This is a genomic window from Nonomuraea helvata, assembly GCF_039535785.1.
Classification (GTDB): domain Bacteria; phylum Actinomycetota; class Actinomycetes; order Streptosporangiales; family Streptosporangiaceae; genus Nonomuraea; species Nonomuraea helvata.
Genome location: NZ_BAAAXV010000009.1, coordinates 2,178,326 through 2,191,408 on the forward strand (window position 1 = coordinate 2,178,326; position 13,083 = coordinate 2,191,408).

Consider the following 13,083-nt stretch of genomic DNA (forward strand, 5'->3'; position numbering starts at 1 on the left):
ACAAGGAGGCCGGTCCATGTTCCGGTCACGTGTGGTCACGCTCGGCGTGGCGGCGCTTGTCCTCACCGCCTGCGGCGGAAACGGCGCGCAGCCGCAGAAGAAGACCGAGCTGACCCTGTACAACGACAAGGGCGCCTGGACGAAGTACTTCGACGAGATGGGCGCCCTGTCCAAGCAGAGCATCGGCCTGGGCATGAAGCCGACGGGATACACGGACTCGGCGCAGTACCAGGCGTTCATCAAGGCGTCGTTCCGTACCAATGTCAAGCCTGACCTGTTCACCTGGCAGACCGGGGGGATGCTCGAGGAGATCGTCAAGCAGAAGCAGGTGGCCGACACGACGGACATCTGGCAGCAGGCGATCCAGGCGGGCGACCTGTCGAAGGACCTCGCGCCGTACTACACGATCGGCGGCAGGCAGTACTGCGTGCCGATGAACGTCGCGTACTGGGGCATGTTCTACAACAAGAAGATCTTCGGCAAGTACGGCCTCGAGGCCCCGAAGACGTGGGACGACCTGATCAAGGTGGCCGACACGCTGAAGAAGAACGGCGTCAAGGCCTTCTACCACACGAGCGTGCTCTTCTCCTTCGTCTGGTTCGAGCAGCTCATGGCCGGCACCGACCCCGACCTGTACGACCGCCTGGCCACCGGCAAGGCGAAGTACACCGACCCGGGCGTGGTCCAGGTGATGGAGAAGTGGAAGTCCCTCATTGACGCCGGATATTTCATCAATCCGGGGGACAAGACGGACCCTGGTGACGTGCTGAAGAACGGCAAGGCCGCGATGGTCTCCTTCGGCACCTGGTTCAACACCAGCATGACCCAGCGGAACATGAAGTCCGGCGAGGACTACGACTTCTTCGTCATCCCCAACGTCAATCCCGCGCTGCCCAAGACCTCGATGATCTTCGAGAGCGGCCCGCTCTGCTCGCTGACCAAGGCGGCCGACCCCGCGGCCAACCAGAAGTACCTGAAGTGGTGGACCACGTCCGAGGCCCAGGGGAAGTGGGCGTCCAGCAGGGGCGACGTGAGCGCCAACCCCAAGGTGAGCATCGCGGACAAGGCGCTCGGCACCGTCACGAAGGACGCGGGCGGCGGCCAGTACCGCCTGGTCAACAGGTACTTCGAGGCCACGCCGCCGCCGGTGCTGACGGCCGCGCTGGACGGGTTCAGCAAGTTCGTGACGGAGCCGGGGAGCTACAAGGAGGTCCTGGAGACCATCCAGAAGGCCGCTGATGAGTACTGGAGTGCGCATCAGTGAGCGGAGCCAGGCGTCGAATCGGCCCTCGGGGTGAGGTGCTGCTCGGCCGGTTCGGTCACGGGTACGTGGCGCCCGCGGTGCTCCTGGTCGCGGGCCTGCTCTACGCGCCGTTCCTGTGGACGGCCTACCTCAGCTTCACCCGGTACGACGGCCTCGAGCCCGCCCAGTGGATCGGCGGGCACAACTTCGGCAAGCTGATCGAGGACCCGGCCCTGCTCACCTCGATCCGCAACACGCTGCTGTGGGTCGTCGGCACCATGGTGCTGCCCGTCGGGCTCGGCCTGCTGGTGGCGGTGCTGTCGTACGACATCAAGGGCGGCGTGTGGTTCCGGGTGCCGTTCCTGCTGCCGTACGCGCTGAGCGGCGCCGGCCTGGCCATGGTGTGGAGCCCGATCCTGTCGCACGGCGGCATCGCCAACACGCTGCTCGGCGTGGACACCGCGTTCCTGCAGGACGCGCCGGTCAACACGGTCGCGATGCTGCTGGTCTGGACGTGGCAGCAGCTCGGCGTCAACATGCTGCTGTTCGTGGTGGGGCTGCAGTCCATCCCGAGGGAGCCGATCGAGGCGGCCCGGCTGGACGGGGCCGGGGGCTGGCAGCTGTTCCGGCTCGTCATCTGGCCGCTCATGAGGCCGCTGACGGCGGTCGTGGTCGGGCTCGCGCTGGTGGCCAGCCTGAAGACGTTCGACATCGTGTGGGTGCTGACTCAGGGCGGCCCTGGGCGCAACTCCGAGACGCTGGCGGTGACCATGTACAAGGAGACGTTCGTGGCCAGCGACTACGGCTACGGCTCGGCCGTGGCGGTGATGCTGACCGTCGTCACCGGGCTGGCGTCCTACCTCTACCTCAAGCGGCAGGTGGCCTCGTGATCCGGCGTGCCGTACTCGTCGTGCTCGGGCTGGTCTGGCTCGGGCCGACGTACCTGCTGCTCGTGAACGCCGCGCGCCCGGCCGGCTCGTACGATCCGGGCCGCGCGTGGGTGCCCTCACCCGACTTCGCGCTGTTCGAGAACTTCGGGCGGGCCCTGGAGAGCGCCAACCTCACGCAGAGCCTGGCCAGCACCGCGCTGTACGCCGTCGTCTCGCCCCTGCTCGGAGTGATCATCGGTGCGCTGGCCGGGTACACCATCGTGGTGCTCCGGCTCCGCTACGGCTTCTTCTGGTTCATCCTGATCTTCGGCGGCACGGTCTTCCCCTCGCAGATGCTGCTCGTGCCGCTGTTCGTCGGCTACAGCGACGCCGGCCTGTACGACAGCCGCCTCGGCATGATCCTCATCTACACGGCGATCAGCGTGCCGCTGGCCGCGTTCGTGCTGCGCAACTTCTACACCGGCGTAGCCTTCTCGATCTTCGAGGCGGCCAGGATGGACGGCGCCTCCACCTGGCGCATCTTCTGGGGTATCTATCTGCCGATCTCGCTCAGCGCGCTGACGGCGGTGTTCATCCTGGAGTTCACCTTCGTCTGGAACGACCTCATCTTCGGCCTGACCCTGACCCAGACCGAGGACGTGCGGCCGGTGATGACGGCCATCGCCGGCCTGATGACCGACGTGTACGCGGGCACGCCCGTCCCCGTCGGCCTGGCCGCGGGGCTCGTGGTCTCGCTGCCGACCGTCGTGCTGTTCCTCGCCACCCAGCGCCTCTTCGCCAGGGGCCTGTCTCTAGGGAGTGTTTGATGACGAGCCGGTTGCTCCAGCGGAGCCTGGGCAGTCCCGACTACGACGGGATCAGGCAGGCGCTGCGCGACGACACCTCGACACCGGTGATCAGCGTGCGCGGGCTGGAGGTGCGGGTCTCGGTGCTGCCGCTGTTCACCCACGACGGCCGCCAGGCGGTCAGGGTGTCGAGCACCGAGCCGCTGACCCACGTGCTGGTGGGCGTGGACAGCGCGTCGGGCAGCGACGTGACGCTGCTGGTGCCCGAGGTGCAGGCGCCGCGCGTGCTCACGCTGGAGTGCCGCGACGACGCCGGGGTGGTCGGCAGCGCGCAGGTCACGGTGACCCCGCAGCGCAAGTGGAGCGTCTTCGTCGTGCACCACTCGCACCTGGACATCGGCTACACCGATCCGCAGGGCACCGTGCTCCGCCACCACCTGGACTACCTCGACGCGGCGCTGCGGCTGGCCGAGGAGACCGAGTCCTGGCCGGACGACGCGAAGTTCCGCTGGACGGTCGAGTCGTCGATGCCCGCGCTGAAGTGGCTCGACGCGCGGCCCGCCGACATGGTGGAGTCCTTCGCGCAGAAGGCCCGCGAGGGCGTGATCGAGGTGACCGCGCTGCCGTTCCAGCTCCACACGGAGGCGTGCTCGACCGAGGAGCTGTACCGCCAGCTCCGCTTCACCGGGCAGCTCAAGGAGCGGTACGGCTTCGCCACGAAGTCGGCCATGCACACCGACGTGCCCGGCGCGGTCGTCGGCCTGGTGGACGCGCTCAACGCGGCCGGCGTCCGCTACCTGGCCGCGGCCCACAACTGGGCCGGGCGGTCGGTGCCCTACCTGCACGGCGGCGACAAGCTGACCAGGCCGTTCCGGTGGCGGGCGCCGAGCGGGAACGAGGTCATCGTCTGGTTCACCGACACGCCGCACGGCATGGCGTACATGGAGGGCAACACGGTCGGCCTGACCGACTCCTACGAGCTGGCCGACGACCTGCTGCCGCGGTACCTGTCCGCGCTGGCCACGCGGGGGTACCCGTACGGGCCCGGGACGTTCGGCTGGCAGGGGCCCGACGCGCCTAAGGAGCCGTACGAGCTGGACGTGCTGCACCTGCGGGTACAGGGGGCGCACGCGGACAACGCGGGCCCCTCGATCGTGCCCGCCACGATCGCGCGCCGGTGGAACGAGAAGTGGGCCTACCCGCGCCTGCGCTCAGCCGTCAACAGCGACTTCTTCGAGCACGTCGAGGAGCGCTACCACGACCGGCTGGCCGTGCACGAGGGTGACTGGACCGACTGGTGGGCCGACGGGCTCGGCTCGGGCGCGCGCCCGCTCGGCTACGTGCGCAGGGCGCAGTCCGCGCTGCGCGTGGCCGAGACCCTGCACACGATCGCGGGCGTGGACGCCACCGAGAAGATCGACGCGGCCTACGACAAGGTCGCCCTGTTCAACGAGCACACCTGGGGTGCGGCCAACCCGTGGGAGGACGCCGAGGAGGCGGGCGACTCGGGCGGCCTGCAGTGGACGCGCAAGTCGTCCGGCGCCTACGACGCCCAGGACGACGCCGCCGACCTGCTGCACGCCGCGACCCGCAGGTTCGCCGCCGCGCTCTCCGAGGCGGGCACCGAGGGCGGGGCGCTGGCCTCGTTCGCCGTCTTCAACCCGGGCACGTGGGCGCGGACCGACGTCGTCCGCGCGTTCCTGCCGAGAGACGTGGTGGGCATCGACGTGCCGATCGCGCTGGTGGACGCGCGGACCGGGGAGACGCTCGCGCACCACGAGGAGTTCGTGCACCCGGAGGACTGGCCGACCCGGCCGATCGGGCGGCACGTGCAGGCGGTCGTCCCCGACGTTCCCGGCTTCGGCTACGCGCGCGTCGACGTCGTGCCGGGGGAGACCCAGGCCCCCGAGCCGGTCGAGCTGGACCTCAGCGGGGCGATCGAGAACGAGTTCTACCGCGTGGCCTACGACGTGCGCGAGGGCTACATCAGCTCGATCTTCGACAAGCGGGCCGGCCGCGAGCTGGTCAACGGCGACGCGGCGGCCGGCTTCGGCCAGTACGTCTACGACCAGTACGCCACCGCCCCGCATTTCAACCATTTGTCGGGACACGTTGGGGCGCACGACCGTACGCTCCTGGGCGACCGGGCCATCGGCAAGGGCGCCACCATCACCAAGGCCCAGCGCACGGCCGTCGGCGAGAAGCTGGTCGTGGAGCTGCACGGCAAGGGCGTCGACTGGATCCGCACGACGATCGAGCTGCACAGGGGCGTGCCCCGGCTGGACCTGACCTACCAGCTCGCCAAGCAGGGCACCCCGGCCAAGGAGGCCGTCTTCCTGGCCTTCCCGTTCGCGGCCGGCCCGCCCAGCGTCTGGGAGCTGACCGGCGGCGTCGGCGGCCCAGCTGTGCCCCGTGTGCCGGGCTCGGCCGAGTACATGCTGCCGATCAGGCACTGGATCGCGTTCGAGGACCCCGAACTGACCGTGGCCTGGGCCACGCTGGAGGCGCCGCTCGTGCAGCTCGGCACCATCCACATGCCGTACGCGCCTTTCCCGCCCACGCTCGACCAGGAGGACGGCACGGTCTACTCCTGGGCGCTCAACAACATCTGGGACACCAATTTCCCGGCCCAGCAGCAGGGCGAGACCACCTTCCGCTACGCGGTCACCTCGACTCCCAATGTCGCCGGGTCCGCGACGGTTGTGGGGGCTCAGGGTCGCCGACTCGGCGCGGCGGCCGCCTCGGGGCTGACCGAGCCGTTCGTCGGCGCGCTGATCACCGACAGCCCCGACGTCACCGAGACGTACGCGTCGGTCGACCACCCCGACGTGCTGATCACGTCGATCGGGCGGTCGGGGGACGAGCGCGTGGTGCGACTGCAGTCGCTCGCGTCCGAGCCGGTCGAGGTGTCGGTCCGCCTGCCGGGGCTGCGCGCGGCCCGCGGGCTCGACGTGGTGGATGAGACGGTCAAGGTACGGCTGCCCGCCTGCGGGGTGGCCGCTGTTTGGGGGACGTGTTCGTGAAGATCGTCGACATCAGGGCCACAACGGTCGCGGTCCCGCTGGAGGCGCCGCTGCGGCACAGCAACGGCGCGCACTGGGGCAGGTTCGTCCGCACGATCGTCGAGGTCGAGGCCGACAACGGGCTGGTCGGCCTGGGCGAGATGGGCGGCGGAGGGGAGAGCGCGGAAGCAGCGTTCCGCGCGCTGATGCCGTACCTGAAGGGCCATGACCCCTTCCAGCTCGAGGCGCTGCGCTTCAAGATCGCCAACCCGACGGCCTCGCTCTACAACAACAGGACGCAGCTTCTCGCGGCCATCGAGTTCGCCTGCATCGACCTCATCGGGCAGCACCTGGGCGTGCCCGCGCACGACCTGCTCGGCGGGCGGATCCGCGATGCCGTGCCGTTCGCCTCGTACCTGTTCTTCCGGTACGCGGCCGAGGGCCACGGCGAGATCCGCACGCCCGAGCAGCTCGTCGAGCACACCAGGCATCTCAAGAAGGCGCACGGGTTCGCCGTTCACAAGCTCAAGGGCGGCGTGTTCCCGCCGGACTACGAGCTGGAGTGCTACCGGGCGCTGGCCGAGGCGTTCCCTGACGACCGGCTCAGGTACGACCCGAACGCCGTGCTCTCGGTGGCCGAGGGGCTGCGCTTCGGCCGGGCCATCGAGGGGCTGAACAACGACTACCTGGAGGACCCGGTCTGGGGCCTGGAAGGGCTCAGGACCATCCGCGAGCAGGTCAGGGTGCCCCTGGCGACGAACACCGTCGTGGTCAACTTCGAGCAGCTCGCCTCGAACGTCATGCGCAGGGCCGCCGACGTGGTGCTGCTCGACACGACGTTCTGGGGCGGCATCAGGCCGTGCGTGAAGGCGGCGGGCGTGTGCGAGACGTTCCAGCTCGGGGTGGCCGTGCACTCGTCAGGGGAGCTGGGCATCCAGCTGGCGACCATGCTGCACCTCGGCGCGGTGCTGCCGAACCTCACCTACGCCGCCGACGCGCACTACCACCAGCTCACGGACGACGTGATCGAGGGCGGGAAGATGGCGTACTCGGAGGGCGCCATCGCCGTCCCGCCGGGGCCCGGGCTGGGGGTGCGGCTGGACCCGGAGAAGGTCGCCCGCTACGCCGAGTACTACCGGGAGACGGGCGGCTATCCGTACGACCGCGACCCCGGGCGGCCCGGCTGGTACGCCACCGTGCCGAACGAGCGTTTCGCGGATCCGTCCGTTTCCATCGATGTAGCTCCATAATTGGGCGATATGTCTGAAGCTACCCAGCCGGCGCCCCCGGCCGACAACCTTGTCACCACGTCGCACGCCCTGCCGTCGGGGCAGGCGTACACCGCCACCACCGGCACCATGGTGCTGCGCGAGGAGGTGATCGACGACGGCAAGTTCGAGGGACTGCGGCCGAAGGCCGAGATGTTCGTCACCTCGTACACGCTCGACGGGGCCGACCCGCTGAGCCGGCCGGTCACGTTCGCGTTCAACGGCGGCCCCGGCTCCTCGAGCGTCTGGCTGCACCTGGGCGTGCTCGGGCCGCGCCGGGTCGTGATGGGGGACGCGGGAGCGCTCCTGCCTCCTCCGTACGGCCTGGCCGACAACGAGGAGAGCCTGCTGGCCGTGAGCGACCTGGTCTTCATCGACCCGGTCTCGACCGGCTACTCGCGGGCCGCCGAGGGTGAGAAGGCGGAGCCGTACCACGGCTTCACCGGCGACATCGAGTCGGTCGGCGAGATCATCCGGTTGTGGACCACCAGGAACGGGCGGTGGATGTCGCCGAAGTTCCTGGCGGGGGAGTCGTACGGGACGATCAGGGCGGCCGCGCTGGCCGATCACCTGCAGTCGCGGTACGGCATGTACCTCAACGGCGTGATGCTGATCTCCTCGGTGCTCGACTTCATCACCGGGGATTTCAACCAGGGCAACGACCTGGGCTACGCCCTCTATTTGCCGACTTATGCCGCTATTGCGCACTATCACGGGCTGCATGGGGACCGGCCGCTGGCCGACGTGCTCCGCGAGGCCGAGGCGTTCGCCGAGCGCGACTACCCGTGGGCGCTGGCGCGCGGCAACCGCCTCAGCGCCGAGGAGCGCTCGGCCGCCGTCTCCACGGTCGCCGCGCTGACGGGACTGAGCGAGGACTACGTCGACCGCGTGGACCTGCGGATCGAGCACATCCGGTTCTTCACCGAGGTGCTGCGCTCGCGCCGTCAGGTCGTCGGGCGGCTCGACGGGCGGTTCCTCGGCTGGGACCCCGACTCGGGGCGCGAGCACTTCTCGGCCGACCCGAGCATGAACGCGATCATGGGCCCCTACAGCGCCGCGCTCAACCACTACCTCCGTACCGAGCTGGGCTACGCCAACGACCTGCCGTACGAGGTGCTCACCTCGCGGGTGCATCCGTGGTCGTACAAGGAGTTCGAGGGCGTGCACGTCCAGGTGGTCGACAAGCTGGGCGCGGCCATGCGGGCCAACCCCCACCTGCGTGTCCATGTGGCCTGCGGCTACCACGACGGCGCGACGCCGTACTACGCCGCCGAGCACGCCTTCGCCCACCTGCCCGTGCCCGCGGAGCTGGCCGCGAACGTGGAGTTCAGGTACTACGAGGCAGGCCACATGATGTACGTCCACGAGCCGAGCAGGCTGCGCCAGTCAGCGGACCTGACCGCGTTCGTGCTCGGCCAGCAGGCCTGACGCGCGGGCCAGGCGCTGTTTGAGGTTGGCGCGGAGCTCGGCGAAGCGCTCGGGGTTGTCCCGGATGAGCGTCCGCTGGAGCTCCGCGTCGGCCGCGAACCAGGCGGCGATCAGGCCCGACGACCACTTACAGGTCGTGTCCGCGTACGCGACCTGCTTCTCCTCCTCGCTGATGGCCGGCTTGTCCAGTTTCCAGCGGCCGTCGGCGATGGCGGCCTCCGGAGCCGGGTACGGATGGCCCGCCTGGCTCATGCACGACTGCCAGCGTTTCGCCGCCGCCGTCACGGACGGGTCCTTGGCGGCCTGCTCCAGCGTGAGCGAGTCCTGCAGGGTCAGCCACGGCCAGTCCGCCTTCTGGGCGCCCTTGCCGAGCGTCTGCGTGGCCCGGTCCAGGCAGCCGCGGTCGACGGCGTTGCCGTACAGGCGGTGCCGGGTCGGCTTGGAGAGCTTGCCCGTCCAGGCGCCCGTGGTGTCGGGAGAGGGCAGGCGGGCCAGGTGGTAGCCGAAGTTCTTGGTCGCCACGGTGTCCGCGACGCCGTAGCGGCGGGAGTTGCCGGGGTCCACCGCGGCGATGGTGACGGGATCCTCATCGGGGAGGTCGATGACGGTCCCCTTCTTGCGCATGCAGCGTTCGACGAGCTGGTTGTGGGCGTTGCCCAGGATGGCCCGCTGCTCGGGAGTGGACTTGTAGGCGTCGAACGGCAGCACCAGTTCTGACACCGAGGAGACGCCCTTCTTGGGCGCCCGTGACGCGGGCTCGTCGGCGGCGCAGGCGGCGACAGAGATCAGCAGCAGCGTGCCCGCGAGGACTCCGCGGCAGCCGGCCTCCGGCGGCCAGGCCCGGCTGTTCAGCGACACCAGATATCGAGCGCGCTGGCGCGGTTGTTGGAGACGGCGTTGTTGACCAGGAAGCCGTCGTTCGAGTCGTGCGTGAACGTGCTGTGCGCGCCGGTGTACCCCGGGTGCTGCCAGAGAGTGGCGCTGCAGCCGATGCGGTTCCTGATGGAGCTGGTCTCGTTGTTCATGCTGTGCCAGGAGTTGGTGAAGTCCCAGTTCAGCCAGTTGTTGTCGGCGAAGTCGGCGTCGTCCTGGATGAAGTCGCGCCACAGGTCGGCGTGGCCGCGGTTGAAGTCGAAGCCGGCGTACAGGCAGACGCGGCCGCCGTAACACGTCGAGCGGGGGCTCGCCGCCGTGCTCGCCACCGTGCTCGCCACCGTGCTCGCCACCGCGGCGCCCGCGGGGGCGAGCGCGGTGAGCATCGCGGCCGCGGTGACGAGGCCGGCCGCCTTTCTGGATAGCCTCACAGGTCTCTCCTCGATCAGTGGGTCGTTTCGAGGGGCCGTGCAGGGGCTGCTCGCCCGGCACGCCGAGCACCACTGGTATCAGCGGTACGACCTGCGAGATCGCCGCGTTGGCGCAACTCTTGCCGGCTTGCTGCGTGACCTTGGTGATCCGTGGGCTGTCCGTGGGCTATTCGGGGAGGGCGGCCGGGTTCTGCGCGAGCAGGCCGCCGTCCACGCGGTGCTCGGCGCCCGTGATGAACGACGAGCGCGGCCCCGCCAGGAACGCCACCAGCTCGGCCACCTCCTCGGGCCGGCCCACGCGGCCCAGCGGGTGGGAGCGGCCCCACTGCTGGATCTGCTCCTCCTGCGACAGCTCGCCCCGCCACAGGTCCGCCGCCCAGCGCAGCATCGGGGTGTCCACCGAGCCCGGGCAGACCACGTTCACGCGGATGCCGTCGGCGGCGTGGTCGAGCGCCATGGCCCTGGTCAGGCCGTTGAGCGCGGCCTTGCTCGCCGTGTAGGCGGCCACCTGCGCCTGCGAGGAGAACGCCTGCACCGACGACATGATCACGATCGAGCCGCCGCCCCTGGCCCTCAGCTTGGGGACGGCCGCCTTGCAGGTGAGGTAGACGCCCTTGAGGTTGATGTCGAGCACCTCGTCCCAGACGTCCTCAGGGGTGTCCTCGACCGTGCCGTAACGCTGCACGCCCGCGCAGGTGACCACGATGTCGAGCCCGCCGTACTTCGCCACCGCCAGGTCCACCAGGCCGCTCATCTCGTCGGCCCTGCGCACGTCGGCGACCACACCGGTGACGCTCTCGCTGTTAAGCGCCGCGTCCTTGTCGACCCCGCAGAACACCACGGACGCCCCGCCGTCGGCCAGCCGGTCGACGACCGCCCGCCCGATGCCCATCGAACCGCCCGTGACGAGCGCGACCTTCCCACTGAACTCACTCATGCCAGCACCTCCGCGCGCAAGCGCAACACCTTCGTCTCGTGGGGGTCCAGGGTCAGGGCCGTGCCGTTGGCCACGGCGGCGGCCAGGCCGTCGGTCGGCATGCTGGAGAACGGCTCGAGACCCACCGTGTACGCCCGTCCCCACCAGGGATAATCGGTGGACGCGCCGAGCTCCTGCCACATCCACAGGTACGGCAGGAGAGACGCCTCCCATTCCACTCGGATACCGATATCCCCTGAAATTTCGTACCAACCCTCGTCGAAGCCGGTCAGGTAGACGATGTCGCTCGGCGCTCCCGGCTCCTGGACCACGCTCAGATCGGTCTCCCCGCCCTGATCGGCGGGCACCCGCGGCCAGTCCCAGGGGCCGCCTGCTTTCACCCGGCGGCCCTTCGCCGGATTTATCGCGCTTTCGTGGGGGATGACCTTGACGCCGTCCGGCAGCCGGATCCTGGCTCCGGGGCGGAGGAACGGCAGGCCGTACACGATGTGCTGCCCCCACATGGCGTGCAGGGGGATGTCGGCCTCGTTGGTCGCCCGGCCCTCGATCTCGAGCGCCGCCGTCCCCGACCTCAGCCTGAAGACCTTCTCCATCCGGCACGGCAGCCGCCGCGTGCGCACGCTGAGCCGTACCGCGACCTCCTCCTCGGAGTCGGCCACGACCTCAGACCGCCACGGCAGCCCGGAGACCTCCCCATGCTGCGCCAGCCGGGCGCCGCGGTACTCGCTCGGCGCGCCGCCGCTGGGGAAGATCTCCTGCCAGCCGCCCTCGTAGTGGTCGACGAACTGGGCGACGTCGTCGGCCGCGCCCTGGAGGTGGTCGTGCGGGTTGCGCAGGCCCTGCGGGGAGAGCCAGACGAAGTCCTTGTCGGTGGGCTTGTGCAGGAACTCCACCACGTCGCCGCCCTTGTCGGGCACGACGGTCACGCGCAGCCGCTCGTTCTCCAGCACGACCGCCCGCAGCCCGTCGAACGTGACGTGCCGCAGGCGGGCCGCCCAGTTACGCCTCACTGGAAGGTCACATCCAGGAATCTCGGCCGGTAGATGGTCACGTCCCGGTAGTGGTCGGTGTTCACGAAGCTGTTGACGTTGTAGGAGATGACGAGCCCGTTGCCGGCCACCTCGGGGTGGGCGTGGGCGTTGTACGTGAAGATGTTCCCGCTGGTCTCGGGGGTCGTGTAGACGTGCTGCTTGGCGGTGAACGGGCCTGCAGGGGAGCAGGAGGTGTAGGCCACGATGTTCGGGCTGAGCACCTCGGTCGTGTCATGGGTGATCAGGACATATCCCGATCCGACCTTGGTGATGCTGTACTCGTTCGCCACCCCGCTCATGATCCGCGCCGAGTCGGCCTCGCTCTTCGACCAGGTGCCGTCGGACTTGAGGAACTCCCACGCGCCCAGCAGGCTCTGCCCCTTGACCCTGGCGACGTGCATGTACTTGGGCGAGCCGAGGTCCTCGACGCCGTACACGTAGGTGTATCCGCCGTCCTTGAGGATCGCGGAGGCCCACGAGATGCCGTGCGCGGACGGCAGGTCGGTCACGCTGACCGGCTCGTTCAGCCGGCCGGGGGCGAACCTCGCCACCACGTTCCGGTGCCAGCGCCAGTCCCAGGCGCCGGTGCCGTACCGCTCGTACTCCTGGTAGGTGACCTCCACGAGCCCGCCGGCCACCGTCGCGTCACCGGCCCAGAACCAGTGGTTCTGGTCGCGCGGGGGCATCACGGCGGTCGGCTGCTGCGTGGTGCCGTCGTGGATCGTGGAGAGCCTGCCGTCGCGCTCGACGGCGAAGGAGTTGTTGAGGAAGACCGTGTCGCCGCCCTCACCGACCACGGGCGGCCGCGTGCCGCCGGGGTTGACCCGGCCGAGGAACGTGTCCGAGAAGATCCACAGTTCCTTGCCGTTGGGCAGCTTGACCGAGTAGGTGCCGTCGGCGCCCGTCCAGTCGTCCAGCCGGCTGTTGTCGTTGCCGTAGTTGGTGAAGAGGCTGGTGAGCCGGGCGTCGGTCGTGGTTCCCTTGACCGTCGGGACGGTACAGGCGGCGGTCGGCGTGGCCTGCTGCTGCTGTTGCTGGGCCACCGACGGGACGGGCTTGGGCGGGGCTGCCCACGCTTGCTGCGGCGCGGCGGTCAGGCCGGCCAACGCGATGGCCAGGGGTGCTAAGGCGGAGCGGAATCGCGTCATCACTGGTCCTTGGGGGAGGCGAGTTCCCTACAGTTCTAGTCATTAGA

At 69.6% G+C, this 13,083-nt stretch carries 11 protein-coding genes; 6 read left to right on the plus strand and 5 right to left on the minus strand.

Annotated features, from left to right (window positions below):
* Positions 1-16 precede the first annotated feature (16 nt).
* From ABD830_RS43525 to ABD830_RS43550, 6 genes are read left to right on the plus strand one after another with little or no spacing between them, the layout of a single operon-like run.
* Positions 17-1,264, plus strand: a complete 1,248-nt coding sequence (locus tag ABD830_RS43525) for an ABC transporter substrate-binding protein (RefSeq protein ID WP_345000541.1) — start codon at positions 17-19, stop codon at positions 1,262-1,264.
* On the plus strand, positions 1,261-2,133 hold the full coding sequence (locus tag ABD830_RS43530; RefSeq protein WP_345000543.1) for a carbohydrate ABC transporter permease: 873 nt from the start codon (positions 1,261-1,263) through the stop codon (positions 2,131-2,133). Before ABD830_RS43525 ends, ABD830_RS43530 begins: the two co-directional genes overlap by 4 nt.
* Positions 2,130-2,939: a carbohydrate ABC transporter permease gene (locus ABD830_RS43535; RefSeq protein ID WP_345000545.1), complete on the plus strand. Its 810-nt coding sequence runs from the start codon at positions 2,130-2,132 to the stop codon at positions 2,937-2,939. The genes ABD830_RS43530 and ABD830_RS43535 overlap by 4 nt, the downstream gene beginning before the upstream one ends.
* A complete protein-coding gene (locus tag ABD830_RS43540; protein ID WP_345000547.1) occupies positions 2,939-5,941 on the plus strand; it encodes a glycoside hydrolase family 38 N-terminal domain-containing protein in 3,003 nt (1,000 codons plus the stop codon). The genes ABD830_RS43535 and ABD830_RS43540 overlap by 1 nt, the downstream gene beginning before the upstream one ends.
* The gene (locus tag ABD830_RS43545; RefSeq protein WP_345000549.1) at positions 5,938-7,170 is read left to right on the plus strand and encodes an enolase C-terminal domain-like protein; all 1,233 of its coding nucleotides are present in this window, start codon (positions 5,938-5,940) and stop codon (positions 7,168-7,170) included. The genes ABD830_RS43540 and ABD830_RS43545 overlap by 4 nt, the downstream gene beginning before the upstream one ends.
* Before the next feature lie 9 nt (positions 7,171-7,179).
* Entirely contained in the window at positions 7,180-8,616 is a 1,437-nt protein-coding gene (locus ABD830_RS43550; protein WP_345000550.1) for a S10 family peptidase, read from the plus strand.
* On the opposite strand, the gene ABD830_RS43555 is transcribed toward ABD830_RS43550, so the two are convergent.
* The 5 genes from ABD830_RS43555 to ABD830_RS43575 all read right to left on the minus strand — a co-directional run bounded on the left by ABD830_RS43555 (position 8,575) and on the right by ABD830_RS43575 (position 13,036).
* Positions 8,575-9,474 (minus strand): hypothetical protein, encoded by a 900-nt coding sequence (locus tag ABD830_RS43555; protein WP_345000551.1) that lies wholly within the window; start codon positions 9,472-9,474, stop codon positions 8,575-8,577. The genes ABD830_RS43550 and ABD830_RS43555 overlap by 42 nt on opposite strands.
* Complete coding sequence (locus tag ABD830_RS43560; protein ID WP_345000553.1) at positions 9,465-9,920, minus strand: peptidase inhibitor family I36 protein; 456 nt, start codon at positions 9,918-9,920, stop codon at positions 9,465-9,467. The genes ABD830_RS43555 and ABD830_RS43560 overlap by 10 nt, the downstream gene beginning before the upstream one ends.
* Positions 9,921-10,086: 166 nt before the next feature.
* On the minus strand, positions 10,087-10,857 hold the full coding sequence (locus tag ABD830_RS43565) for an SDR family NAD(P)-dependent oxidoreductase (protein WP_345000555.1): 771 nt from the start codon (positions 10,855-10,857) through the stop codon (positions 10,087-10,089).
* Positions 10,854-11,867: a DUF4432 family protein gene (locus ABD830_RS43570; RefSeq protein WP_345000557.1), complete on the minus strand. Its 1,014-nt coding sequence runs from the start codon at positions 11,865-11,867 to the stop codon at positions 10,854-10,856. Before ABD830_RS43570 ends, ABD830_RS43565 begins: the two co-directional genes overlap by 4 nt.
* Positions 11,864-13,036: a glycoside hydrolase family 183 protein gene (locus ABD830_RS43575; protein WP_345000559.1), complete on the minus strand. Its 1,173-nt coding sequence runs from the start codon at positions 13,034-13,036 to the stop codon at positions 11,864-11,866. Before ABD830_RS43575 ends, ABD830_RS43570 begins: the two co-directional genes overlap by 4 nt.
* Positions 13,037-13,083 lie beyond the last annotated feature (47 nt).

Coding starts and splice junctions, on each gene's coding strand:
- ABD830_RS43525 (WP_345000541.1), top strand. CDS start 17: ATGTTCCGGTCACGTGTGGTCACGCTCGGCGTGGCGGCGCTTGTCCTC.
- ABD830_RS43540 (WP_345000547.1), top strand. CDS start 2,939: ATGACGAGCCGGTTGCTCCAGCGGAGCCTGGGCAGTCCCGACTACGAC.
- ABD830_RS43550 (WP_345000550.1), top strand. CDS start 7,180: ATGTCTGAAGCTACCCAGCCGGCGCCCCCGGCCGACAACCTTGTCACC.
- ABD830_RS43565 (WP_345000555.1), bottom strand. CDS start 10,857: ATGAGTGAGTTCAGTGGGAAGGTCGCGCTCGTCACGGGCGGTTCGATG.
- ABD830_RS43575 (WP_345000559.1), bottom strand. CDS start 13,036: ATGACGCGATTCCGCTCCGCCTTAGCACCCCTGGCCATCGCGTTGGCC.